This window comes from Sedimenticola hydrogenitrophicus, assembly GCF_025175675.1.
In the GTDB taxonomy this organism is placed as follows: Bacteria; Pseudomonadota; Gammaproteobacteria; order Chromatiales; family Chromatiaceae; genus Sedimenticola; species Sedimenticola hydrogenitrophicus.
Window position 1 is genome coordinate 1 of record NZ_JANIOA010000030.1, and the last position, 23,622, is coordinate 23,622.

Below are 23,622 nucleotides of genomic sequence, written 5' to 3' on the forward strand. Positions count from 1 at the left end.
TCTGCACGTTTCTCAATGACGCGGATGGCACCGGCCCGCCACGGCCCTCATCGGACCATTTTTTACAACGCCATGCCGGGCTGTGATGGCCTCGGGTGCTGGCGGATAACCGTATTGTGCCACTGGTTGCCACCAGTATAGGGCCTTGTCGAGGTACTTTTCCAGATACTCGCCCCGAGCTGTACGAACCCCGGATCCGCGCGCGGAGGTAGGCTCGTGTCGTGCTGAACCCTGGTGGAGTTACCATTCCGTAACCCGGCGATTCGAATCGGGCCGATGGTCAGTGAGTTGAGTGGGGATTCGCCCGTACCGGCGGTTCGGCCTTTGGCGGTGGCGCCGGCTCTCACGACCCCGGCCGGGGATGGCCGACGGACCTTGGTTACTGGGACGTAACACAGGGCGTTTTTCGACCACATCTAAAAATAATAATATAAAACAATACGTTAACTGCTGGCTCGTGAGATCTGGTTACCATCGGGTAACCCAGCGGCGCCGCTCGATCCGCTAAATCCCGGTTTCCCCTCCCGCAATGTGAAAAATATCCAGTTATTACAACAAGATAGAAAACCTACAAATAAACTGTGGTATGAAAACTGCTTTGGATATTGGCGTTCAGGAACGGTGCCGAAAAAGATATCCAAAAATGGCCATGGCGTTCCTGGCGGCTGTAGGTTCCTTAATCGCTTTCAACATAAATATCATAAGGAGGATTCCCCATGCCCGTTGGTCTCCAGGCTGAACCATCCCTGGGCGTGCCCGGTAAAAAACGTTGGGCCATGGTGGTCGACTTGCGTCGATGCATCGGCTGTATGGCTTGCGTTTGTGCTGACAAGGCTGAATACGATGTGCCGCTTGGCGTATGGCGTACCATCGTAAAGGTCAAAGACACCGGTCACTACCCCAATACCAAACGCCATTTCATGCCGCGTTTGTGCAATCACTGCGACAACCCGCCCTGTGTCCGGAACTGTCCGACCGAGGCCACCTACAAGCACGAGGACGGCTTTGTCCTGCAACGCTACGAGCGCTGTATCGCCTGCCGCACCTGTGTCGCCGCCTGCCCCTACAACGCCCGGCACGTGTTGCCGAAGAATCGCGACCGCGTGAAGATCGGTGGCGTGGTGGACAAGTGCACCTTCTGCAATCACCGCGTGGAAAAGGGGCTGCAGCCCGCCTGCGTGCAGACCTGTCTGGGCCGTTCGCGCATCTTCGGTGATCTGAACGATCCCAACAGCGAGGTATCCCGCCTGGTGGCGCGGCACAAGACGGTGGTGCTGAAACCCGACAAGGGCACGCGTCCCCAGGTGTACTACATCAAGCCGGACCGCGCCCAGACCGAGCAGGTGTTCAGTGCCCCGCACTCCTATGCCGCCCGTTCCGATGCCGAGGATTTCTACCGGCACAATCGGGGCAGCAAGTTCTTTTCCGGTGTCCTATAGGGGAATGCATCATGTTTGAGTACATGGAATACAACATCGCCCCCTGGGGGCAAGAGATCGTTATCTACTTCTTTCTGATCGGTGCCGCCGCCATGACCTTCGTCTATGCCGCCGCGCCGGCGGTATTCGGCAATGTCTTCGGCGGTGTGGCGAAGTCGATGGAGCCGTTCCAGAAGATCGGATTGCTGGTTTCACTGATCCTGCTCGCCATCTGTGGTCCGCTGCTGATCATGGATCTGGGACAGCCGAGCCGGTTCCTCTACCCGATCCTCTATTTCCACTGGACCTCGCCGCTCTCCTGGGGGTCGCTGTTCCTCCCCTTGTTCGGCCTTTGCATCATCGGGTTCTACTTCGGCTTGGTGAAGGGGAATCAGGAGCTGATGCGGGTCACGGGTATTTTGGGTTCGCTGCTGGCGCTCTCCATGCCGCTCTATACCGGGCTCGACCTGATGGTCAACCAGACCCGGGAGTTGTGGAGCAACCCGACCATCCCGCTGCTGTTTGTGATTCTCTCCATGAGCTCCGGCACCGCGGTGGTGGCGGTCATCCAGCTGGTGCGCGGCCAGCTCACCGCGCAAGCCGTCGAGTTTCTGCACGCCTTTCTCTATCTCGCTCTGGCGGTCACCTTCGCCCTGTTCCTGGCCGAGTGGGTGGTGCTCAACTACGGCACTGGCGAGAAGCAGCAGGCCTGGGAGATCATCAACCAGCAGTTCGGCTTCAAGTACTGGGGGATGACCTTCCTGATCGGGATCCTGGCGCCGCTGGTGCTGGTGGCCATGCCCAAGTTGGGGCGTGATCCAAGAATCCTGACCCTGGCGGCGGTGCTGAGCGCGGTGGGTGCCTACAGCTTCAGGGAAGTGCTGATCTACGCCGGTCAGCTCACCCAGATCAATTTCTGAGGAGACAAAGATGAGTGACTCTATTAAATTCACCCGCCGCGATTTTATGAAATTCGGCGGCGCGGTGGGAACCGCCGCCGGCGCCCTGGGCCTGACCAGCAGTCGCCTGGTAGCCATGGAGCAGGACCTGGGGGGCAAGGACTACTCGCCGGCCACCGGCGCGGAACGCCAGGCGGTGCCTTATACCTGCATGGCCTGCAATATCGAGGACGGCGGTGTCGCCTACGTGGAGAACGGCCGTATCGTCAAGCTGGAAGGCAACATGGATCATCCGAATACCCGCGGCAAGCTGTGCGCCAAGGGTAATTCCGGCTTCCTGCACGTCTACGATCCCGACCGCATCATGACGCCGCTACTGCGTACCGGCAAACGCGGCGAGGGCAAGTGGAAACGCATCTCTTATGACGAGGCCACCACCCTGCTGGCAAGCAAGCTGCGCGAGGTGATCGATCGCGCCGATGCCGAGCATAAACCGGAAATCCTCAACGAGATAGTGTTCAAGTATGGGCGCGATCGTACCGGCGGCGCCGTGGGCCGTTTCATGCACGCCCTCGGTTCCAACGCCGTGCTCAACCACACCAATATCTGCGAGTCCTCGAAGAAGATCGGACTGGAGCCCACCTGGGGTCCGGATATCGAGTCCTGCGACTGGGCCAACACCAAGTACATCCTCAACTTCGGTTCCAATGTCCTGGAGACCGCCTACTTCATGAATCCCAACGCCCAGCGTCTGGTGGATGGCGTGGTGGGCAACAAGGCCAAGCTGGTGAGCTTCGATGTGCGCATGTCCAACACCTCGGGCTTTGCCGATGAGGCCTTCTTCCCCTATCCGGGCACCGACGGCGCCATCGCCCTGGCCATGGCCCATGTGATCATGAACGAGGGGCTGCACGATGCTGATTTCATCAGCAACTGGACCAACGTCAGCGTCAAGCAGTTGATCGATCACCTGAAACCCTACACGCCGGAGTTCGCCGAGGAGGAGTCGGGGATGTCAGCGAAGGATATTCGCCGCATCGCCCGTGAGTTCGCCACCACCAAACCGGCCACCACCTTCTCCTACCGGGGACCCTGCAAGCATGTCTGGGGCTCCTACCAGGAGGCGGCGATCAACATGCTCAACGTCATTACCGGTAACGTGGAGAAGAAGGGCGGTTACTGCCTGCCCCGGGGCATGGGCTGGCCGCAGCCGCAGCCGGAGCCGCCCAAGGGCAAGACTGCAAGCCTGATCGCCGCGCCGCCGCTCTATCCGCTGGCCTCGCACCATGTATCGACCCATGCCCCCTACATGATCAAGAAGGGCGAGGCCAAGGTGTCGGTGTGGATGCACTACTACGACAACCCGGTATACACCTACCCGTCGAGCCATGTCTGGAAGGAGATGCTGAGCGACGAAAAGCTGATCCCGTTCCAGGTCTCCTTCAGCCCCTACATGTCGGAAACCACGGAGCTGGCGGACCTGATCATCCCCGATGTCACCTACCTGGAACGGCACGATCCCGAGTCGATGCCGGGTGGGCTCTATCCCTGCCTCTCCATCCGCCAGCCGGTGGTCAAGCCCCTGGGCGGCACCCAGGAGTTCCGCCAGACCCTGATCGATGTGATCCACAAGGTCGATCCGGACGGTTCGAAGGGGATGAAGAAGTATTTCGCCTTCAACAGCGTTGAAGACTGGATGCGCGCCCACTTCGACGCGATCCCGGGCCTCAAGGAGGATGGCGGCTGGGACTTCATGAAGAAGAAGGGGGTCTGGCCCATCTATGGCGAGGTGGACAAGGTGACTGCCAAGATCGTCGACAAGAACGGCAACGATGTGGAGCCCGATTACGGCCTCTACACCAAGGAGATCTCCGCCTCCGACATGGCCGGGGCCGAGGTCGATCCCGACGGCACCATCAAGAAGGACGGGCAGGCCATCGGCGTGCAAGTCAACGGCCGCAACATGGTCGGCTTCGGTACCCCCTCGCGGCGCATGGAGCTTTACAAGGCGAGCTACAAAAAGTATGGCTTCAACCCGTTGCCGGTCTACAAGCGTCTGCCCTCCCGGGACAAGAAGGCGGATGAGTTGGTGCTGACCACCTACAAGGTGAATGTCCACACCCAGAGCCGCACCGCCTCGCTGAAATACCTGGCCGAGCTGTACCACAAGAATCCGGCCTGGATCAATCCGAAGACGGCGGCGGCACGCGGGCTTAGCGACGGGGACCTGATCCGGGTCACCTCCTCGCTGGGTTATATCGTGACCCGTGCCCACGTCACCGAGGGGATCCACCCGGATGTGGTGGCCATCTCCACCGCCTGCGGCCACAGCGCCTACGGCCGCCTGGCCCAACTCAAGCAGCGCGAGCAGGCGGCGGATTATGTGCAGGGGGGTGATGCGGATATCGCCAACAACGTCTGGTGGAATGACAAGGGGGTGCATCCCAACCCGATCATCCGCCTGGCGGTCGATCCCATCGGCGGTTCCCAGGGCTGGTATGACACGGTGGTCACCGTCTCCAAGGCGGAGTCGGGGGATAAATACGGCGACACCAACGCCAGCCTGGAGGCCTCGATGAAGGATTACGAGGAGACCCTGCGCTACGCCTACACCGGCGACATCCACCGCTCCAAGCACCAGGAGGTGGATATCGACTGGAACAGTCTCCCTGAACCTGCGCTGCCCAGCGGCGGCCATTAACCTGCCACACCCCCGGTGTCCCGGACGCCGGGGGTGTATTTGCTGATTGGGAGGAGAAGAGATGCAGACAACAACCACTATGGCATCGGAAACAATAATGGAAAACGGTTTTGAACATGAGCATGAGCGGGTAGCCGAGACCCAGGCCCTGGCCGGGCTGTTCGGCTTCCTGGCCCGCTGTATCGAAGAGGAGGCGGATGCGGCCCTGATCGATCTGATCCGCGGCGAACTGCGTGAACCGCTGGCCGCGGCCGGCCTCGGATTCGACGAGGAATTTTATCACACCCCGACCGCGACCCTGGTGGAGGTCCTGGCCGAGGAGTACACGGGACTGTTCGTGGCACCGGGTTGCATCAGCCCCTATGCCTCGGTGGTCGAGACCGGTTGCATGTTCAAGGAGCCGGCGGATCGCGCGGCCGCGGCCTACCGCCAGGCGGGCTGGGACTATCGCAACCGCCTGAGCGGTGAGTTCCCGGACCATATCGGCACCATGCTGGGTTTTTATGCCAAGCTGGCCGAAGCCGAGGCGACGGCACGGCTTACCGGGGATAGCGAACGGGCCGAACAGTACCAGACACAGCGCGAGGCCTTCCTGCTGGAACAGCTGGCCGAGTGGGGGCCGGGCTGGTGCCAGCGCGCCGCCGACGCCGCACTGCTGCCGTTTTACAAACGCTTGCTGGGGATGGCCGAACAGGCGCTCTGGTCGGAGCTGGAACAGCGGGTTGAGCGGCGCCGCCTACGCGAACTGGCGGCGCTGAACCGGCGTGAGCCCAAGCGCCTGGACTACGACGCCGATTTCCGCAAGGCCTCGGGTCTATGAACACGCGTGCCCCACGGGTGCTGCTGGTGGAGGGCTCCGGGCGCGGCTTCCTGAGCCACTACAGCCACGCCCTGGCGCTCGGCCTGCAGCGGGCCGGTATCGAGACCCAGCTGCTGACCGGCCGGCGCGACGAGCTGGAAGGCTGGGCGGTGTCCTTTCACAAGCAGACCTGCCTCGACGGTGGTCGGCTCGGCTGGCGCTGTGTGCGCCGGCAGGTTATCGAAACGCGCCCCGACATCGTCCACCTGCAGTGGGTCGACAATCCCTTCCGCGCCCTGCGCTTCGTGCGCTGGGCGCACAAACGGGGAGTGCGGGTGGTGTATACCCCGCACAACATCCTGCCCCACGAAAAGCGCTGGCTGCTGATGCCCGCCTACCGCTTGTTGTATCGCATGATTGACCGGGTGGTGGCGCGTGATGCGCACCTGGCCTGGGCGCTGGAGGAGCTGCTGGACACCCCCGGGGAGCGGTTGACGCTGTTGCCCGGCAGTCCCAACTTTCTGGCGTTGCAGGTGCTGGAATGCCAGGTTGATTCGCCGGCTCCAAAAAAAGTGGCGGGTGAGCGTCGACTGCTGTTCTTCGGTCACGGCTGCCGGCGCAAGGGGCTGGACCGGCTGCTGGAAACCGTGGCCGGCAACCACTGGCCCGAGGCGATGCATCTGGTCGTGGCGGGCGAGGAGGTGCTGAGCGGCATATCGGACGAGTTGCTTGATGCCGCCAGCCGTGCCGCGCGCATCACCCTGATCGACCGCTATGTGGCACCCCGGGAGGTGGCCGCCCTGTTCCGGGATGCCGATCTGCTGTTGATGCCCTATGTCAAACAGTGCAAGAGTCCGCTGCTCGATCTGGCCGCCGCGTTGCGTCTGCCGGTGCTGCGCTCCGACCGGGTGCAGGGCGCCGATTTTCGCGAGGACGTGCACGGCTGTACCTTCTCCCATGACGATCATGCGGCCATGGAGCGCCGCTTGAAGCAGACCCACTGGCTGTCCGGGGTGAGGGACAGTCTCGCGGCCATGGACGATCCGCTGGCGGCTATCGACCGGCTCGCCGAGGGCCACCGGCAGCTCTACCTGAAAGTCCGTGAAGAACGTCTGCCGGGCAGTGATATGCATCGGTTTCCGGCCTTTCTCGCACCGCTTTCCGAGGTCTGAATCAACCATGCGTAACCGATTTTTTGCGGAACTCCGGTACCCATTTGAGACAGGGACGTTTCATTTTTTTTCGCGGCTCAGGCGCCTTATGAAGCCCGTAGGGTGGGGTGAGGAACGAACCCCAACATCATGGCGCACACGCATGAAACCCCGTTGGGGTTCGCAGGCTCACCCCAACCTACGAAGCGTAAGTTTTGTAGGGTGGGTTAGGCGCGCCTGGCACAGGGGGTGGCCGTTTGCATTGCGCCGTGCGCGCGCCGTAACCCACCGTTTGGCGGTCGGGGAGTCGGTGGGTTACGCGGCGCCCGGCTGTTGTCGTAGTCGGGAAGGGTGGTGCCTGTGCGCCGCTAACCCACCCTACGAAACTTCCACACAATCTTGAGGAGTGCATAAGATGGCGGGTGCGGGACAGACAGTGATTCTGATTGCGCATGAGCGCAAGCTGCCGGAACTGATCAAACTGATGAAGATCCAGCAGCCGGTATTCAAGGAATACCGGCTGCTGGCGACGTCCGAGACCGGCGAGGCGATCGAACACGAACTGGCGCTGGAAGTGACACACCTGTTTTCCGGTAAAAAGGGCGGCGAGATCCAGCTCTGCGGCCTGGTCTGCACCAACACGATTCGGGCGGTCTACTTTATCCGTGACCCGGAGAACCCGGCCGCCGACGAGCCGGATATCAGCCCCTTCTACCGCGCCTGCGATCTGAACAACGTGCCCCTGGCCACCAACATGGTCAGCGCCGTCGCCCTGACTTACTGGCTGGGGCGCAAAATCGCCGCGCCGGCAGCGGCGAGTGATTCAAGGGAGAACGCAGCATGCGACTGACCACCTCCGAACAGGCCGATGGTTATCTGCGGCTATCCGAAATGATCGTCGAGGAGGAGCTGTGCATCAATCTGCGCGGCCGCCTGGAGCACTGCACGCGTTGCCGCGATGTCTGTCCCTCCGACGCCCTCAGCCTGTCGGCGGATGCCGTGGATCTGGACCAGCAGAAGTGCACCGGTTGCAACAGCTGCCTGCCGAGCTGTCCGGCCGGCGCCCTGCGCTCCAGCGGCTTTGTCCCGGAACGTTTCATCTCCGCCCTGGCAGGCCGGGAGCGGGTCGATCTGCACTGCCGCGCCAGCACGGGGGCGGGCGGCGGGGTGGTCATCCCCTGTCACAGCGTACTTGATGCGCGGCTGATCAGTGCGGCCCGGGCCGAGGGGGTGGAGACGCTGGCCCTGCATGGCCTGGATCACTGTGCCGAATGCCGTTACGGCGATGCCCGCGACACGCTCCGGCAGGTTGCCGAAACCCTGGTCGAATGGCTTGGCGAGGCGGCGCCGCTGCTGGATCTGGCGCCCGCTGACGGGGCGCGCAAGGCGGCGCGCGAATACCAGGATCAACCCCATCTGAGTCGCCGTGCCTTCCTGCGCTTCGGCGGCGCCCAGGCGATGACCCAGGCGGCGGAATGGATCGTTCCCGGCCTCAGCCCGGAGGAGGCGGACGCGGATGCCCTGCCTTTCTACCAGAGCAGTGTGTTTCCGCAACGCACGGTCCAGTACCAGGCGGTGCTGGCGAGCCGGGTTGGCCGGGTGCCCTGGAGCGACGGCGCGCCATTGCCCTGGAAGCTGCGCTCGGTCAATACGTTGTGCAGTGGCTGTCTGGCCTGCGGCGAACGCTGCCCCACGGGTGCCCTGCAGGCCAGTGAGAGCGGCCAGGCGCGGGAGCTGAGCTTCGACCCGCTGCTCTGCACCGACTGCCTGCTGTGCGAGCGCATCTGCCCCGAAGGGGCGATAGTGCCGCATTCCGCGCTCGCCCTGGATGAGCTGGAAGCGGGCCGTTCGCTGTTGTGCCACCTCCCGCAACGGCCCTGTGGTCGCTGCGGTACCCCCTTTGTCCCCCGTTCTGTCCCCGGGGACCCGGCGGAGGAGAACTGCCGGGTCTGCGGTAATGAACAGGATCTGGATGACGAGTGGCTCGACATGCTGTCCGGTTAGGGAGTGACTGTGCCTGTCCAGCGTGCGATCGATGCGGTTCGTTTCACTCACCGCATCCTACAGGTGCGGCGAGACCGATCGTAGGGTGCCGGTGAGGTACGAACCGCACCAGCCGGGATTGGAAGCATCACCATGATGGACGATGCGGGTTAGCTGGGCAGGGGCGGGGGCGGGCGTGCTGTTGACCCTCCTGGCCGGGGCGTTTGCCTGGTGGTGGATGCAGCCGCGCACGCCGCAGGAGCTGTTCCGCGTGCGCTGCGCCAGCTGCCACGAATTGCGTATCGAGCGACTGTGTGAATTCGCGCCGGCGTTGCGGCCCGCGATCGTCGAGGTGATGCGCCGCGAACACGGCGCGGACCAGGTGATCAGTGAAGCCGAGGCGCTGGTGATACAACACTACCTGAAGGAAGCGTTTCAATGTCCATGAACAGGCACCATTCATATCAATCCAGGCAGCGGGGTCGGCAGGCACCGGGGTCGGAGTCAATCCATCCAACCCCGAACGTTTGTTCCATGGTCGTTACATGGATTGACTCCGACCCCTGACAAGTGCCACCGCTGTCACATGGATTGACTCCGACCCCACCCGATAAATGAAGGAAGAGTTTGAATGCCGATGAATCTATCCCATCAATCGATACAGAGTATCGAAGAGTTGGTTCTGGAGACCCTGAGCCGGGTCTGCCTGAGCGACGGCGGGCCGGACGTGGTAAGCGCCGGCCAAGTGTATGACGTGGTGGCCACGGGCGGTGCGGTGCGGATACTGCTGGATCCGGAGCATCTTGCCGAGGATCAACAGGAGGCGCTGGCCGAGGCGATCACGCCGCTGGTGGAATCCCTGCCGGGGGTCGAGCGTGCCGTGGTAAAGCCGCGTCCGCGCTCCATCGCCCAGCGGGACTCCCTGCCGGGCATTCGCCATGTGGTGGGGGTGCACAGCGGTAAGGGCGGGGTGGGCAAGTCGACCCTCACGGTCAATCTCGCCGTGGCGCTGGCGCAACAGGGTTACGCCGTGGGGTTGCTGGACGCGGATGTCTACGGCCCCTCGGCACCGACCCTGCTGGGGGTGAGCGGGCGTGCCGAGACCACCGCCGCGGGTGACCGGATTGAGCCCCGGGAGGCGTTCGGCGTGCGCATGATGTCGATCGGCCTGCTGCTGCCCGAGGAGCAGGCGCTGATCTGGCGCGGTTCCCTGATCGACCAGGGGCTGCCGCAGCTGTTCCACGATGTCGCCTGGGGCGAGCTGGATATCCTGCTGGTGGATCTGCCGCCGGGGACCTCCGATGTGCATATCGCGGTGGCGCAGAGCGTGGCGCTCTCCGGGGTGATCACGGTGACCTCCCCCGGTCAGGTGGCGATCGACGATGTGCGTCGCGGGCTGGAGATGTTCGCCGATCTGGCGGTCCCCTGCCTGGGGCTGGTGGAGAACATGGCCGGGGTCGCCTGCCGCCAATGCGGCCATGTGGGTGCGCTGTTCGGGGCGGGCGGGGCGAGGGAACTCGCCGACCTGACCGGACTGCCGCTGCTGGCCAGCCTGCCGTTCATGCCGCGGGTGGCGGTGGGCTCGGATGACGGCTCGCCGGTGGCGCGGGAACACACCGGCGTCGGGGCGCCGTTTCATGCATTGGCCAGGCAGGTTGCCGCTGGCCTGAAACTTGAACAAGCGCAGGAACTACAGACGGAGGTGGTGCTATGAGCCGGTTGCCGGAATTCCCGATCCCGATCCAGATCCCGGCGCAGGCCAATCCGGCGTCCGCCGCGGATGAGTCGGCCTGGTATGCGGAACCCCAGGCCGCGGTCGCCGGAATCGAGGATATCGTCCTGGTGGCCAGCGGCAAGGGAGGGGTGGGCAAATCCACTGTCACCGTCAACCTGGCCTGTGCCCTGGCCCAGGCCGGCAAGCGTGTCGGTATACTCGATGCCGACCTGTACGGCCCGTCGATCACCCGCATGATGGGTACCGAACGGGAGCTTCCGGTCGATGACGAGGGACGCACCCTGCCGGTGGAGAATCACGGCGTCTGGACGGTGTCGGTGGGCAATGTGCTGCCGCCCGAGGCGGCGCTGGTGTGGAAGGGTCCGCTGGTGACCCAGGCCCTGACCCAGATGTTCCACGATATCGCCTGGCCGGAGCTGGATATTCTGCTGGTGGACCTGCCGCCGGGTACCGGCGATGTGCCGCTGACCATCCTGGAACAGATTCCCGTCAGCGGGGCGGTGCTGGTGACCACGCCGCAGAAACTCTCGATCGTCGACGCCGCCCGCGGCATCGCCATGTTTCATGATCTCGACATCCCGGTGTTCGGCCTGGTGGAGAACATGAACAGCTATATCTGCCCCTGCTGTGGCGAGGTGCAGGCGCTGTTTCCGGACGGCGCGGCGGAGTCGCTGGCGCAGCGCAAATCGGTGAAGTTCCTCGGCGGCATCCCGCTCGATCCGGAAGGGCAGCTGCTCACCGACGGCGGTACGCCACTGGTGGTGAGTCGTCCGCAAGGGACGGTCGCCCAGCTGTTTGTCGGTGTCGCGGCGGAGCTGGCGAGTGCGGTCGAGCGCGAGCGCGCCTTCCGGGCGCGGGACAGCAACGAACAAATGCGCGCCGAACATGAGGCCTTCTGGGAAAATCTGCTGGATGATTGATAGAGGTAGGGTTATGAGTGAAGAGACCAAACTGTTTGTACAGTACCAACCTGAAAGCGCGGATGCACAACAGGAGCAGTCTGCCTGGATGACCGGTGCCGATGCCCTGGTGATAAACCCCTGCGGCTGCATCCCGGAGCACTTCGCCGAACTGCCGGTGGAGACGGCCCTGTTGCTGGGTGGTGATCCGGAGCGGGATGCGGCCTGGCTGGAAAACAGCCACTGTTACTGGGTATGTGCGGAGGGGCTGGCGGAGACCGCCCGGCGGCGCGACCAGTGGCCGGGGCTGAATTGGGTGCCGCAACTGACGGTGTTCAAGCCGGCCACCAGCTACCGCTTTTCCGGTCCGGCGATGGGTGAGGGGTTCTCCTTCTACATACCGGACACGGCGGCGATCCAGGGCTGGCGGGTGACCGACGCGGATCGTTCGCTGGCCGAGGCGATCACCCGCGCCACCGAACTGGGTTTTGCCAATCTCTGGCTCCATTCCGAGCAGGCCGAGACCCGGGGCAAGGGGCTGGATCTGGAGATGCTGGACAAGGCGCGTGGTGGTCCGCTGGAGATCTGGATCTCCGGCGGCGTTCCCGAGCGGCGCTACCTGCGCAACCTGGCCAGGGCCGGCGGCGCGGCGGCGGTGGTGGTGGCCGATGTGCTGGCGCGGGATGCAGGTGTGGAGAGCCTGAGGCAGGCGCTGATACCGTCGGTTCCCCTGCAGGATTTTCCGATTCACATTGCACCCAGGGAAGCCGAAGTAGGACAGGTGTGAGTCTGGCGCTTGGGGCCCGCCGAATGCAGGGACGTAATCTTGTGCGGGTCCTTATCCTGATCGGTGTGATTCTCGCCCTGCTGGGATCAGGCGATGTGTCGGCGCGCTGGCCGACCATTAGTGCGCAACAGTTGCGCGCCTGGTTGGATGCGATCGATCCGCCGCTGATTCTGGATGTACGTGGGCGCGCCGACTACCGTGCCGGGACCATTGCCGGGGCGCTGGATGGCGGCGTGGACCCACGAGGTTATCTGGCGGATGGCAACGGCGGACGCCTGGTGCTGTTGTTGCCGGAGGATGCCGACGAACGGGTCATCGATGCCTGGTTCGCGCGTCTCGCCAATGCCGGCCACCAGGTGTGGATACTGGAGGGCGGGCTGGCGGGCTGGATCGAGGCCGGTGGCACGACGGAAGTACCGGAATTCAGCTATACCCGGCCCGGCAGCGTACCGTTCCTGATTCCAAAGGGGCTATGCGAGGCGGGTGAACCCTCACAGGTGTTCGATTGAGGATGTCGTTCCCAGGTCAGGTTAACCACCCGGGAATGGTCTGGAGGCGGGCCTGTCACCTGCTGCAGCGGGTGTCCGCAGCCAGGGAGGGCTGCCCAGGGAGGGGTTTGCGGTGTTCTTCCGCAGCAGGTAACACGCCCGCACAGGTGGCTAAGGACCCGCGCAAGAATAAGTTCCGGTATTCGGTCGCCCCTGGACCCCGCTGGCGGCGTTACGCTTTTTGCCAAGGGAACAGCCATTGCCTGCAAAGCGTGCCTTGCCAGCGTGGCCCAGGAACGCCCTCGGTACTACGGAATTATTCTTGCGCGGGCCCTAAGCCGCTGCTTGCCGCCATGCTGTTTATTGCCCCATTGCTGGCCTGGGGGGGGACGGGCTATCCCGGTGATGAAACGACCCCCTGTGGCGATTGCCACCCCCGTCAACAGGCCGAGTTTCAGCGCAGTCACATGGCCATGGCGGCGCGCGCGCCCGCCTTCCTCGAAGAGTGGCGGCGCAAGGGACGGCCGGACACCTGTTTCGCCTGTCACGCTCCCAGCCGCAGCGCGGGTGTTGTCTGCACCGATTGTCACGGTACGGCCGGTCACCCCTATCCGAGGCTGTCGCTGCCGGCGGTTTGCGCACCCTGCCACGATGCCCCGGGCGAGCTCACCCTGCGCAGCTTTCGCGACTCGCCGGCGGCGCGCCGCGGCGAGGATTGCCTCTCCTGCCATCTGCCCGGCGAGGGGTTCAGCCACGATTTCCGCGGGCCGAAGCGGCGCGGATTTCTACAGGGGATCGCCACCCTGACCATCGCCTTCCGGCGCGAGCCGGCCGGCGATACCGCCCTGCTGCGGATCCGCCACCGGGCCGGCCACGTCCTGCCCGGGGGCACCACCGGGCGCGCGGTCTGGCTGCTGGTTGAACAGCGCGATGCCGGGGGGCGGGTGGTGGTCGAGCGTCACTACCGCTTCGGCTGGCTGCATTCGCCGACCGCCGGATGGCGGGAGAACAGCCTGCCGCCGGGCGTCGGCAAGGTGGTCGAGGTGCCGCTGCATGAAGCGGCCAGGGTGATTCGTGCTAAGCTGATCTACCGCTTCCGGGCCGGCGGGCTGGATAGGGCCGATCCCGATCAGCGGGTGCTGGTGGACGAGACCAGGCCGCTGGCATTCCGGGCGGGGCCCTAGGGCGGGCCGGACCCGCCGACGGCGCCCACGGGGCGCCCTATGACCGGTTTTCGGAGTAGACATCATGGATTGACCTGCCCCCTCGATGTGGCTCTGTGTTAAAGGTGTTTTTCCAACCCCAACAACATAACCCACGATGTCGAGGTTGGGCAGGTCAATCCATGATGTCTACAGCCCCATGCAGAGGGATGAGTGGTAGCAAACGCAAGATGACCAATAGTCGAAAAACAGTAACGGGTTTTCTGTTCCTCGCCTGCCTGCTGCTGGCGGGGAACCTGCTGGCCGATGCGGCGAAGACCTATCGCATCGGGCTGACGGCGGTGATCCTCACCGACCAGACCTCGTTTCTGAAAGAGTGGCAGGATTATCTCTCCGACCGGCTGCAACACCCGGTGCAGTTCGTCCAGCGCCAGACCTATCAGGAGGTGACGGAGCTGCTGCTGAGCGGTGACCTGGACGCGGCCTGGACCTGCGGCTATCCCTATGTGCGTCACCGGGATCAACTGAAACTGCTCGGCGTACCCCTGTTCAACGGTGCGCCGCTGTATCGTTCCTACCTGATCGTGCCCGCGACGGATACCTCGACCCGGGCGATCACGGATCTGAAACGCAAGGTGTTTGCCTACTCCGATCCGGATTCCAACTCCGGTTTTCTCTATCCCCAGGTCAGTTTGATCCGCGAGGGGATCGAGCCGCGGCACTTCTTCTCCAAGAGCTTCTTCACTTGGGCGCACCGGGATGTGGTCAAGGCGGTGGCCGACGGGGTGGCGCAGGGTGGGGCGGTGGACGGTTATGTGTGGGAGACGCTCTCCCGGCATGAACCGGCGCTGACCGCCGGCACCCGGCTGGTGAGCCAATCGCCGCTGTTTGGTTTTCCGCCATTGGTGGTGCGCAAGGATATTCCCCCGCAACATTTTTACGCCCTGAAAAACGCCTTGCTGAAGATGTCGTCCGATACCGAGGGGAGACGGTTGTTACAGCGGCTCAACCTCGACGGCTTCAGCGAGGGTGAGGATGCCCTGTTCGATGGCGTGGCCGAGTCGGTGCGAATACTGGATGGAATAGAATGAAAATCGGCGATATCAGCTACCGCTTGAAGGTGCCCCTGATGTTCACCCTGGTGATCCTCATCACCGCCAGCGTGGTGACCCTGGCGCTCACCTGGCGCGCCTACGAGGAGTTGCGCGAAGAGGTATTCAACAACGCGGTGGAGATCGGCAGCGTGTTGTCCAACAGCCTGCCCAACACCATGCTGCACGACGACCTCTGGGGGGCCTACCGGCTGGTGCAGGCGGCCGAGGGGTGGTCCGGGGAGACCTCCAGCCGGCTGCTGGTGGTGCTCGACCGGGATGGCCGGATCTATGTCTCCAACAGTCCCAAGGAGCTGGCGGTGACCACGCCGCTGCGGGTCCACGGGGCGGAGCTGGCGCGGGTCGAGGCGGAGGTGTTGCGACTGACCGGCAATCTGAATCCGCGACCCTATGAGTATCCCAATGACCGGCGCCTCTACGTGATCCTGCCGATGCTGAGTGACGGTGTCGCCATAGGCACCCTGGTGATCGGTTACGACCGGGCACTGTTCTGGCCGCGATTTGCGGACATTGTCGAGCGGGTGGTGCTCTCCGCCCTGTTGGTGACGGTGCTGCTGCTGCCGCTGGGCTGGTATCTGGGCAATCGCATGGTGAAGCCGCTCGGGCACCTGGCCCGCTGCATGTCCAAGGTGGGGCGTGGCAGTACCGAGGAGATCGTCTGCGACCTGCGCCAGGGCAAGGACGAGATCGGCCAGCTGGGCATCAGTTTCCAGCAGATGCTCAGGGAGCTGGACGAAAAGGAGCGCCTGGAGTCCGGCATGCTGGCCTCGGAGCGGCTGGCCGCCGTGGGCCGGCTGGCCGCCGGGGTGGCGCACGAGATCAACAACCCCCTGGGCGGCATGCTCAATGCGCTCAATACCTTTCGGCGCTACAGCGAGACGGACGAACTCGGCCGGGAGACCTTCGACCTCATCGAGCGCGGCCTGCAGCAGATCCGTGAAACCGTCTCCGCGCTGCTGGTGGAGGCCAATCCGCGCAGCCACAGCCTGAGTCCCAAGGATATCAATGATGTGCGCATGCTGTTGCTGGCGGACGTCAGCCGCAAACAGATCAGCCTGGTGTGGCATAACCGGCTGAACGCGGAGATCGCACTGCCCTCGACGCCGATCCGCCAGGTGCTGATCAACCTGTCGCTGAATGCGGTGCAGGCCTCGCCCGATGGCGGCGCGGTGCACTGTTCGGTGGATAGCCAGCAGGGCCTGCTGCGCATCTGTGTGATCAACGATGGGCCGACCATCTCCCGGGAGCGCCTGCTGAGCCTGTTCGAACCCTTCTCGGAGAACGCCACGGGCAACGGCCTGGGGCTTTGGGTGACCTATCAGCTGGTGCATCAGCTGGAGGGTAATATTGAGGTAAAATCCCGGGATGGGAAGACGCAATTCGCCGTGGAACTGCCGATAAAGGAACCGCAATGACCGAGTCTCCGCGCCTGTGCCTTGTTGAAGATGATGCGATCATGCGCGCCTCGCTGTGTCAGCGCTTCAAGCTCGAGAGCATCGACTGTGACTGCTTTATCCACGCCGGCGAGGCGGTGGACGCGCTGGCGCAGCGCGACTACGCGGCGCTGATCAGCGATATCCGCCTCCCGGACATGAGTGGCGAGCAACTCTATGCCCGGCTCCTCGAAGCCGGGCAGCTGCCGCCGCCGACCATATTCATTACCGGTTACGGAACTATCGACCAGGCGGTGCGCCTGCTCAAGCTGGGGGCCAGCGACTACATCACCAAGCCCTTTGATCTCGACGATCTGCTGCTCAAGCTGCGTGAAGTCTCGCCCTCGCTGTTCGAGGATATGCACGAGGGGAGTGCCGAGCTGGGCGTGTCGTTAGTGATGCGGCAGCTGAAAAATACCCTCGACCGGCTGGCGGCGCACCGGGTCGATCTGCTGATTACCGGTGAATCCGGCGTCGGCAAGGAGTACGCGGCGCGCTATTTCGCCAGGCGTTGCAACAAGGGCGACGCCGGGCCTTTCATCGCCATCAACTGCGCCGCGCTGCCGGAGGACCTGCTCGAAGCCGAGTTGTTCGGCCACGAGAAGGGTGCCTTCACCGGGGCGACCAAGAGCCGCCGCGGGATGTTCGAGCAGGCCAGCGGCGGGGTGCTGTTTCTCGATGAAGTGGGGGAGACCTCGCCGCGCATGCAGGCCAAGCTGCTGCGCACCATCCAGGAACGGGTGGTGCAGCCGATCGGCAGCGAGCAGATCATTCCGGTGGATGTGCGCCTGGTCTACGCCACCAACCGGGATCTGAAGGCGATGGTCGACCGGGGTGAGTTCCGCGAGGACCTCTATTTCAGGGTCAACGTGGCCCATGTGCACATCCCGCCCCTGCGCGAGCGCAAGGAGGACATCCTCTGGCTCACCCATCGCATCGTCGACAACTACTTCCATCAACACAAGGCGCGGCGCCTGATCCTGCCGCTGACCGAACGCTATCTCGAAGCCCAGCCCTGGCCCGGCAACCTGCGTGAACTGGCCAATGCCGTGGAACGCGCCTGCATCCTCTCGCCGCAGGAGGTGTTAGGGCCGCGCGAGTTTGGCGCCACCGGCGAAGAGTCGCTGCCGGCCTCGGAGCAGCTATCGCTGAAAGAGGCGATGGAGCATTACGAAGAGCGCCTGCTGCGGGAAACGCTGCAACACCATGAATGGCGTATTGCCGAGACCGCGGAGAGTATTGGTATCAGCCGCAAGAACTTGTGGGAGAAGATGAAGCGCTACGGGATCTCGCAGCCGGAGTGAGATGGCAACCCCGGGGCCGGATACCATACCGCCAATGCAATCCGTTGGCGCAACCGGGCGGCGGGCCAGGTCCGGTCGCGCTGCCCGCGCCTCAGGGTTTCAATGCCTCGATGGCTGCTTGCGCGTTCGGATAGCCGCTCCGCGCGGCCTGTTGCCACCAGTAACGGGCTCTGTCCAGGTTCTTCTCCAGATGCTCGCCCTTGCTGTAGAAACGTCCCAGATCGGCACACGCGGAGGCATGCCCCTGACTGGCCGCCCGTTCGATCCATTCAATGCCCTCGGCGGGATTGCGTTCTATCCCCCGTCCCGCCAGCAGCATCTCGCCCAGGCTGTGCTGGGCGTGTGCCTCACCCTGCCCGGCGGCGAGGCGATACCAACGCGCGGCTTCGCTCAGGTCGGGCGCTACCCCGAGCCCCTCTTCGTACATCGCCGCCAGGTTGTTCTGGGCCGGGGCGTAGCCGGCCTGTGCCGCCTGGCGATAGAGCCTGACAGCGCCGGCGTGGCCGGAAGCGCCAAAGCGGCGCAGCCGGTTGGCCTGCCGGGTTAGCGCTTCCGGACTCTGCACGGCCTGCCCGCCGCTTTCCCGTACTTGCCCGTCGCCATCCACGGTGATGACATCCTGACTGGTGTCGTTCTCCGCGTCCCCCCACCAGCCGCAGGCGAAGACGCTGCCGGGCATGGTAACGCCCAGTCCCAGCAGGCTGCCGGCGACAAGGGTGTAAAGCAGCTGTCGGCTCATTCCAACCAGGCCGGGTTCGGCGAAGGGGAGCGTCTCACGACGCTTCATGGTAGGCCTCGAACCGGTTTATCAATTGCGGCAACAACTCCTGCTGCTCGGCACACAGGTCAGCGGTCAGACGCGCCAGCCCGCGATAGAAATCACTGCCGCTTTCTGATTCCACTTTCTGCAGGAAATCGAACAGCCAGCGGCCGGGATGTTTCTCAAGGAAGTCCTGCTGATAGTGTAGCGCATCGGACGCCTTGCCCGAATCCCCACTCTCCCAGGCGGAGGCCTCCTCACCGGCGAGATGACCGAGAAATTCCAGCTCGATGCTGACATGATCCGGCTCCATGGGTGTCGCCGGATCGATCTCGAACCCCACCGCTGTATAGTATTCACGCACACGCGCGGTTTCCGGGCCTCGCAGCAGACCGGAGCCCCCTTTGAGTTGCACCGACTCGTGGGGTGAGATCAGGTGGCCAGGTAGCAGGAACAGATGGGTGAACTCCACCGCCAGTTCATCTGACAGTTCATCCACGTCGGCGTTGAAAAAATCCTCGTCCAGATTCATGCCCGCCAGGGTCAATGCCTCGCGCAGTTCGGTGCTGCGCAGTGACAGCAGAAGTTGCTGATTCGGCTGGTGGCGGAACAGGGTGGCCAGGAGGCCGTAGAGCGCGGCGCGCTCACGGGCCAGCCCGGCCATGGCGAGGGTTGAGGCGGCGACCCTCCGATCGCCGCTGCCTTGGGTTGATGAAGTGCTCATGTCTTACTCACCTGTACCACGGTATCCATCCAGCGCTGTTGCCCGTTGATCGGATCGGGCGAGTTGGCGATGATCCAGTTGGGATGCATGCCGTTATCGTCCCTCCACCAGATGCGCTCCAGATCGGGATCATCATCACGGCCACCGGGTGCCTTGTTGCCCGAGGCGTAGCGGCCATACTCCCAGTGCCCGCAGTGGTGGGAGATGGCGATAACTCCCAGATTGATGGCCGGTGTCACTTTCGCCTCGGTGATGATCTCTCCAATGGGTGACTTGACCTTGATTTCGTCACCATCCTTGATACCGCGCTTGGCGGCTTCCACCGGATTGATCCAGGCCGGATTCTTGTGATAAAGCTCGGTCAGGTACTTGCAGTTCACCGAGCGTGAATGGATCTGGGTGGCCACCTTGAAGGTGGTCATGATCAGATCGTCCGGCCCCATCTTTTCATGCTCTGGAATGGCGGTCCAGGTGGGCAGGGGCGGAAAGCCTTTCTCTTCAACCAGTCCCGAGTAGATCTCCAGGTAACCCGACTTGTTGAGCTTGTCCGGTTTGAAGCCCGAGTAGACCTTGTCGCCGATACGCTGGCCCACATAACCCGTGTACGACTTCTTGGTGTGGGTGTAGCCCTTTTCCAGCGCCGCTTCACGCGACTCCGCATGCGCCTTCTTCCAATCCCAGTAGACGCCGGTCTCGGCATCGTAGACCACGGAATCCTTCTCGTACGCCTCGGGCTTGAGCTCCTTGCGGTAGCTGAAGTAGAGCGGTTCGGCCTTCGGGTCGTGGTAAACGCCATACTGCTTCATGTACTCGAAGCCACCGACCGCCGCCACCTCCGGCGTCATCTCGCAGGAGAGCCGCACGAACTCCTCCTTGGTCTGGTATCCCAGCGGGGTACCGAGCCGTTCGGCCAGTTCACACACCACGTCACCGAAGTCGCGCGTTTCGCCCAGGGGCTTGGCGGCCGGTTGGCGGATGTAGAACTCCGGGATCTGTACCGGCGAGACCATGTCTTCCCAATCCCAGCGTTCTGTATAGGTCGGCTCGGGCAGGATCAGGTCGGCCAGCGCCGCGTTCTCGTCATAGAATGGTGAGCACACCACAAAGTAGGGGATCAGCGACTCGTCCTTGAGGATTTCGATATTCTCCTGGGTTTCGCCGTTGGCGTAGATCGGGGTGTACTTGTAGGTCATGTAGATCTCGGGTCGCCCGGCGCTGCCCTCCTTGATCATCTTCAGTACATTGTGGCTCATGTGATGGGTGGGCAGCGCGGCGGCCCCCTTTGGGCCATCCAGGATCGCCAGCTTGCGTGCCTTGGGCAGATCCTTCGGACCCTTGGGAGAGTGCCACTTGGGTCCCACCGCCTTGCAGCGGCCACCCGGGTTGTCGATATTGCCGGTGATTGCCGCCAGGGTCTGCAGTGCCCGCTCGGTGTCATTGCCGTTATAGTGGGCCACCGCGCCGCGGTAGCTGATGGCGCAGGCGGGTCGTGCCAGGGCGAATTCGCGGGCGACCCGACGGATGGTGTCGGCCTCCACGCCGCTGATCTTCTCCGCCCATTCGGGGGTGTACTGGCCGAAATGGGCCTTGAGGGCGGCGACCTTCTCTTCCGTGCCTGCATGATTGTCGCCGGTTGCCTTGCAGAAGCTCAAGAAGGCCTCGCCGTCGCCCTTGTACAGATCCTCGCTCATCACCACGTTGCACATGGCCAGAACCACCGCCAGATCGGTACCGGGTTTGACCGGGACCCATTCGGAAGATTTGGCGGCGGTATTGGAGAGCCGCACGTCGAAGGTGACCATGCGCACATTGCGCTCCGCCATGGCCCTGATCAGGCGGTGGGAGGTGGGAACGTGATTGGTGCCGGCCTCGAACACATTGGAGCCGAAGTTGAGCACGAAGCGGGTATGGTCGAAGTCCCAGGTGTCGTAGTGCCCACCCCAGGTGAGTTCCTGCGCCGTCCACTTGCCCCCCTCGCAGATCGAGGTGTGGTCGCCGATGGTCGCGGTACCCACGGAACCCAGGAAGGTCTTCACCATTTTGCTGGTGGAGGATTTCATGCGCCCGTAATGGAACATGAATTTCTCTGGTTCGCCCCGGTCCTTCAGCGTCTGGATGCGGGCCGCCAGTTCGCTCAGCGCCTCGTCCCAGGAGACCTGTTTCCACTTCCCCTCGCCACGGGCGCCGACCCGTTTCAGCGGATAGAGGATACGATCGGGATCGTTCGGCTGGTTGACCCCGCCCTGGCCCTTGGCACACATCACCCCTTCCGAGCGGATCGAATTGATCTGTCCCTCGATCTTGACCACGCGTCCGTCCTCGACATAGGTGACGTTGGGACAGCGGGTGACGCACTGGTAACAGGCACTCGGTACCGCCTTGCGCTCACGGCCGGTCTTGGGTGAAAAGTCCTGGTTGCCCCAGGCGTGCATATCCGCCGCCCTGGTCATCACCGCGGTGCCGGCGAGGCCGGTAGCGGCCGAGGCGGCACCCAATTTGAGAAAGTTTCTACGATTCAACATGGTTGTCTCCTTCAGATTCCGACCGGGCCGGTAACCTGACCGGCAATGACGACGATATAGCGCAGCATGAAACCACCGACTATGACCAGTGCGCAGATCAGGATCTCCATGGTGCGCGGCATGGCGTAGGCTTTCTGGTAGAGCAGCGTCGGCATCACGTATTTCAGTTCAATGGCAGCGGGCAACAGCAATCCCAGCACCACAAAGCCGAACCAGAACAGTGTGGTGAGCTCGCCGCCCATGATCACCGCGACAGCCTCCTCGACACTGCCGATGGTCAGATGGGCATACATGACGAACAGGAAGATCACCAGTATTTCCATGCCAATCAGCAGCATATCGGAAGAGCTCAGCAGGTAGCTGTGCTGTTCGAATGCCTGCTCGTTTACCTTCTGTTTGTGGCCAAACAGGCTCCTGACCAACAGGATGGCGGCGACACCAGTGGAGAGTGCCGAAACCAGGAACAGCATGGCCAGGATCGGCGAGTTCCAGAACGGGCGCGCCGGCATGGCGCCGAGTAGGATACCGGTGTAAAGCGCGACACCCACGCCCAGCGGGACCATCGCCCAGGCCAGCATCTTGCGCATGTTGTGTAGCTCATCACCCGGACGTGCCGCTTTACTGATGAAGGTGTAGGCGTAGGCCAGGCTCACCAGGATGAACAATGCCAGCACCCAGGAACCGATGGACATGGGCGAGAGGTTGATGGTGAGGAACAGATTGATGAAACGGAACCAGTTTCCGGCCTGGAAGGATCCCAGTTCGAGCACGATCATGGCGGTGCCGAGGATGACCAGCGGGGGGGCCAGCATGGCGCCCCAGCGGGCAAAACGGAAATTGGAACCGGCCAGATCGCCGCCGCCGCTGCGCAGGAATATCGAAGCGCTCACCGCGCCGGCGCCAGCGCCCATGCCACCCAGAAACAGGTAGAGAATGACGGGAAGACCCCAATTGAGTTCATGCATGATTAGACCCTCTTCTGTTGGCGACGATGGGTCTCGATACGGACGTAGAGGCCCTGACGGGCCGCGTCACGTTCATCCGTATGATCCGCGTCGATGTAATAAACCATGGGTTCGGTGCCCATCTCGGGACGCAATACCGTGGTGGTGTTGGTCGCCAGGAGCCTGGATATCTCGCTCTCGGGATCATTGAGATCACCGAAGATGCGCGCCTTGCCCTGACAGGTGTTGACGCACGACGGGACCAAGCCGTTGGCTACCCGGTGCAGGCAAAAATCGCACTTGTCGGCGGTACCTGTCTTGGTATTGATGAAGCGCATCCCGTAGGGGCAGGCCTGCAGGCAGTATTTGCAGCCGATGCAGATGTCGCTGTCCACCACCACGATGCCGTCCTCCGGGCGTTTGTAGGTGGCACCGGTGGGGCAGACGGAGACGCACTGTGGTTTTTCGCACTGGTTGCAGAGTCTGGGCAGGAAACTGCGACTGACGTTGGGAAAATTACCCTTCTCTATGAACTCGACCCAGCTGCGCGTCTCGCCCAACGGGACGTCGTTTTCTGTTTTGCAGGCAACGCTGCAGGCCTCGCAGCCGACGCAGCGACGGGTATCGATGAGCATGCCGTAACGTTTCGGTTTCTCGACCGAGATGGCGACGCCGGGTGCCGCCACCGCCGTGGCCGCCACCGCCGAACCGCTCGCGAGTTTCTTTAGAAAGTCTCGGCGGGAGACCTGGGTTTTGGATTCACTCATGGGCTTTGCCTCCTGGGTGACATTTGAAATGAA

Annotated in this window: 21 protein-coding genes; 16 read left to right on the plus strand and 5 right to left on the minus strand. The window is 63.2% G+C overall.

What is annotated here, in order from left to right; translation table 11 throughout:
* Positions 1 to 716 precede the first annotated feature (716 nt).
* The 16 genes from dsrO (NPX02_RS15230) to NPX02_RS15305 all read left to right on the plus strand — a co-directional run bounded on the left by dsrO (NPX02_RS15230) (position 717) and on the right by NPX02_RS15305 (position 17,872).
* A complete protein-coding gene (gene dsrO / locus NPX02_RS15230; protein WP_260294626.1) occupies positions 717 to 1,439 on the plus strand; it encodes a sulfate reduction electron transfer complex DsrMKJOP subunit DsrO in 723 nt (240 codons plus the stop codon).
* 11 nt (positions 1,440 to 1,450) lie between these two features.
* Positions 1,451 to 2,338 carry an NrfD/PsrC family molybdoenzyme membrane anchor subunit gene (gene nrfD, locus NPX02_RS15235; RefSeq protein ID WP_260294627.1) on the plus strand — a complete coding sequence of 296 codons (888 nt, stop codon included), beginning with the start codon at positions 1,451 to 1,453 and terminating at the stop codon, positions 2,336 to 2,338.
* A 10-nt stretch (positions 2,339 to 2,348) separates the two neighbouring features.
* Positions 2,349 to 5,018, plus strand: a complete 2,670-nt coding sequence (locus NPX02_RS15240; RefSeq protein ID WP_260294628.1) for a molybdopterin-containing oxidoreductase family protein — start codon at positions 2,349 to 2,351, stop codon at positions 5,016 to 5,018.
* Between the two features lie 97 nt (positions 5,019 to 5,115).
* Complete coding sequence (locus NPX02_RS15245; protein ID WP_260294629.1) at positions 5,116 to 5,838, plus strand: TorD/DmsD family molecular chaperone; 723 nt, start codon at positions 5,116 to 5,118, stop codon at positions 5,836 to 5,838.
* The gene (locus NPX02_RS15250) at positions 5,835 to 6,989 is read left to right on the plus strand and encodes a glycosyltransferase (protein WP_260294630.1); all 1,155 of its coding nucleotides are present in this window, start codon (positions 5,835 to 5,837) and stop codon (positions 6,987 to 6,989) included. The genes NPX02_RS15245 and NPX02_RS15250 overlap by 4 nt, the downstream gene beginning before the upstream one ends.
* 394 nt (positions 6,990 to 7,383) lie before the next feature.
* Positions 7,384 to 7,818: a methylglyoxal synthase gene (locus tag NPX02_RS15255; protein WP_260294631.1), complete on the plus strand. Its 435-nt coding sequence runs from the start codon at positions 7,384 to 7,386 to the stop codon at positions 7,816 to 7,818.
* A complete protein-coding gene (locus tag NPX02_RS15260) occupies positions 7,809 to 8,972 on the plus strand; it encodes a 4Fe-4S binding protein (RefSeq protein ID WP_260294633.1) in 1,164 nt (387 codons plus the stop codon). The genes NPX02_RS15255 and NPX02_RS15260 overlap by 10 nt, the downstream gene beginning before the upstream one ends.
* Positions 8,973 to 9,114: 142 nt before the next feature.
* Positions 9,115 to 9,399, plus strand: coding sequence for a hypothetical protein (locus NPX02_RS15265; RefSeq protein ID WP_260294634.1), 285 nt, complete (start codon positions 9,115 to 9,117; stop codon positions 9,397 to 9,399).
* A gap of 183 nt (positions 9,400 to 9,582) precedes the next feature.
* Positions 9,583 to 10,665, plus strand: coding sequence for an Mrp/NBP35 family ATP-binding protein (locus NPX02_RS15270; protein WP_305792898.1), 1,083 nt, complete (start codon positions 9,583 to 9,585; stop codon positions 10,663 to 10,665).
* Positions 10,662 to 11,606, plus strand: a complete 945-nt coding sequence (locus tag NPX02_RS15275; protein WP_260294635.1) for an Mrp/NBP35 family ATP-binding protein — start codon at positions 10,662 to 10,664, stop codon at positions 11,604 to 11,606. The genes NPX02_RS15270 and NPX02_RS15275 overlap by 4 nt, the downstream gene beginning before the upstream one ends.
* A 13-nt stretch (positions 11,607 to 11,619) precedes the next feature.
* Positions 11,620 to 12,372, plus strand: coding sequence for a hypothetical protein (locus NPX02_RS15280; protein ID WP_260294636.1), 753 nt, complete (start codon positions 11,620 to 11,622; stop codon positions 12,370 to 12,372).
* 41 nt (positions 12,373 to 12,413) lie between these two features.
* Positions 12,414 to 12,881, plus strand: coding sequence for a rhodanese-like domain-containing protein (locus NPX02_RS15285; protein WP_260294637.1), 468 nt, complete (start codon positions 12,414 to 12,416; stop codon positions 12,879 to 12,881).
* A gap of 332 nt (positions 12,882 to 13,213) precedes the next feature.
* Positions 13,214 to 14,044, plus strand: coding sequence for a hypothetical protein (locus NPX02_RS15290; RefSeq protein WP_260294638.1), 831 nt, complete (start codon positions 13,214 to 13,216; stop codon positions 14,042 to 14,044).
* Positions 14,045 to 14,232: 188 nt separating this feature from the next.
* Positions 14,233 to 15,114: a substrate-binding domain-containing protein gene (locus NPX02_RS15295; RefSeq protein WP_260294639.1), complete on the plus strand. Its 882-nt coding sequence runs from the start codon at positions 14,233 to 14,235 to the stop codon at positions 15,112 to 15,114.
* Positions 15,111 to 16,550 carry a sensor histidine kinase gene (locus NPX02_RS15300; protein ID WP_260294640.1) on the plus strand — a complete coding sequence of 480 codons (1,440 nt, stop codon included), beginning with the start codon at positions 15,111 to 15,113 and terminating at the stop codon, positions 16,548 to 16,550. The genes NPX02_RS15295 and NPX02_RS15300 overlap by 4 nt, the downstream gene beginning before the upstream one ends.
* The gene (locus tag NPX02_RS15305) at positions 16,547 to 17,872 is read left to right on the plus strand and encodes a sigma-54-dependent transcriptional regulator (protein WP_260294641.1); all 1,326 of its coding nucleotides are present in this window, start codon (positions 16,547 to 16,549) and stop codon (positions 17,870 to 17,872) included. Before NPX02_RS15300 ends, NPX02_RS15305 begins: the two co-directional genes overlap by 4 nt.
* Before the next feature lie 91 nt (positions 17,873 to 17,963).
* On the opposite strand, the gene NPX02_RS15310 is transcribed toward NPX02_RS15305, so the two are convergent.
* From NPX02_RS15310 to dsrO (NPX02_RS15330), 5 genes are read right to left on the minus strand one after another with little or no spacing between them, the layout of a single operon-like run.
* Positions 17,964 to 18,659, minus strand: a complete 696-nt coding sequence (locus NPX02_RS15310; RefSeq protein WP_260294642.1) for a tetratricopeptide repeat protein — start codon at positions 18,657 to 18,659, stop codon at positions 17,964 to 17,966.
* Positions 18,646 to 19,356 (minus strand): TorD/DmsD family molecular chaperone, encoded by a 711-nt coding sequence (locus NPX02_RS15315; protein ID WP_260294643.1) that lies wholly within the window; start codon positions 19,354 to 19,356, stop codon positions 18,646 to 18,648. Before NPX02_RS15315 ends, NPX02_RS15310 begins: the two co-directional genes overlap by 14 nt.
* Positions 19,353 to 21,878, minus strand: coding sequence for a molybdopterin-containing oxidoreductase family protein (locus NPX02_RS15320; protein WP_260294644.1), 2,526 nt, complete (start codon positions 21,876 to 21,878; stop codon positions 19,353 to 19,355). Before NPX02_RS15320 ends, NPX02_RS15315 begins: the two co-directional genes overlap by 4 nt.
* A gap of 11 nt (positions 21,879 to 21,889) precedes the next feature.
* Positions 21,890 to 22,843 carry an NrfD/PsrC family molybdoenzyme membrane anchor subunit gene (nrfD, locus tag NPX02_RS15325; RefSeq protein ID WP_260294645.1) on the minus strand — a complete coding sequence of 318 codons (954 nt, stop codon included), beginning with the start codon at positions 22,841 to 22,843 and terminating at the stop codon, positions 21,890 to 21,892.
* A 2-nt stretch (positions 22,844 to 22,845) separates the two neighbouring features.
* Complete coding sequence (dsrO, locus tag NPX02_RS15330) at positions 22,846 to 23,589, minus strand: sulfate reduction electron transfer complex DsrMKJOP subunit DsrO (RefSeq protein WP_260294646.1); 744 nt, start codon at positions 23,587 to 23,589, stop codon at positions 22,846 to 22,848.
* Between the last annotated feature and the right edge of the window lie 33 nt (positions 23,590 to 23,622).

Excerpts from the sequence above, each read along its gene's own strand:
- dsrO (WP_260294626.1), top strand. The coding sequence starts at position 717 with ATGCCCGTTGGTCTCCAGGCTGAACCATCCCTGGGCGTGCCCGGTAAA.
- nrfD (WP_260294627.1), top strand. The coding sequence starts at position 1,451 with ATGTTTGAGTACATGGAATACAACATCGCCCCCTGGGGGCAAGAGATC.
- NPX02_RS15240 (WP_260294628.1), top strand. The coding sequence starts at position 2,349 with ATGAGTGACTCTATTAAATTCACCCGCCGCGATTTTATGAAATTCGGC.
- NPX02_RS15245 (WP_260294629.1), top strand. The coding sequence starts at position 5,116 with ATGGAAAACGGTTTTGAACATGAGCATGAGCGGGTAGCCGAGACCCAG.
- NPX02_RS15250 (WP_260294630.1), top strand. The coding sequence starts at position 5,835 with ATGAACACGCGTGCCCCACGGGTGCTGCTGGTGGAGGGCTCCGGGCGC.
- NPX02_RS15255 (WP_260294631.1), top strand. The coding sequence starts at position 7,384 with ATGGCGGGTGCGGGACAGACAGTGATTCTGATTGCGCATGAGCGCAAG.
- NPX02_RS15260 (WP_260294633.1), top strand. The coding sequence starts at position 7,809 with ATGCGACTGACCACCTCCGAACAGGCCGATGGTTATCTGCGGCTATCC.
- NPX02_RS15265 (WP_260294634.1), top strand. The coding sequence starts at position 9,115 with ATGCGGGTTAGCTGGGCAGGGGCGGGGGCGGGCGTGCTGTTGACCCTC.
- NPX02_RS15270 (WP_305792898.1), top strand. The coding sequence starts at position 9,583 with ATGCCGATGAATCTATCCCATCAATCGATACAGAGTATCGAAGAGTTG.
- NPX02_RS15275 (WP_260294635.1), top strand. The coding sequence starts at position 10,662 with ATGAGCCGGTTGCCGGAATTCCCGATCCCGATCCAGATCCCGGCGCAG.
- NPX02_RS15280 (WP_260294636.1), top strand. The coding sequence starts at position 11,620 with ATGAGTGAAGAGACCAAACTGTTTGTACAGTACCAACCTGAAAGCGCG.
- NPX02_RS15290 (WP_260294638.1), top strand. The coding sequence starts at position 13,214 with ATGCTGTTTATTGCCCCATTGCTGGCCTGGGGGGGGACGGGCTATCCC.
- NPX02_RS15295 (WP_260294639.1), top strand. The coding sequence starts at position 14,233 with ATGAGTGGTAGCAAACGCAAGATGACCAATAGTCGAAAAACAGTAACG.
- NPX02_RS15300 (WP_260294640.1), top strand. The coding sequence starts at position 15,111 with ATGAAAATCGGCGATATCAGCTACCGCTTGAAGGTGCCCCTGATGTTC.
- NPX02_RS15305 (WP_260294641.1), top strand. The coding sequence starts at position 16,547 with ATGACCGAGTCTCCGCGCCTGTGCCTTGTTGAAGATGATGCGATCATG.
- NPX02_RS15310 (WP_260294642.1), bottom strand. The coding sequence starts at position 18,659 with ATGAAGCGTCGTGAGACGCTCCCCTTCGCCGAACCCGGCCTGGTTGGA.
- NPX02_RS15315 (WP_260294643.1), bottom strand. The coding sequence starts at position 19,356 with ATGAGCACTTCATCAACCCAAGGCAGCGGCGATCGGAGGGTCGCCGCC.
- NPX02_RS15320 (WP_260294644.1), bottom strand. The coding sequence starts at position 21,878 with ATGTTGAATCGTAGAAACTTTCTCAAATTGGGTGCCGCCTCGGCCGCT.
- nrfD (WP_260294645.1), bottom strand. The coding sequence starts at position 22,843 with ATGCATGAACTCAATTGGGGTCTTCCCGTCATTCTCTACCTGTTTCTG.
- dsrO (WP_260294646.1), bottom strand. The coding sequence starts at position 23,589 with ATGAGTGAATCCAAAACCCAGGTCTCCCGCCGAGACTTTCTAAAGAAA.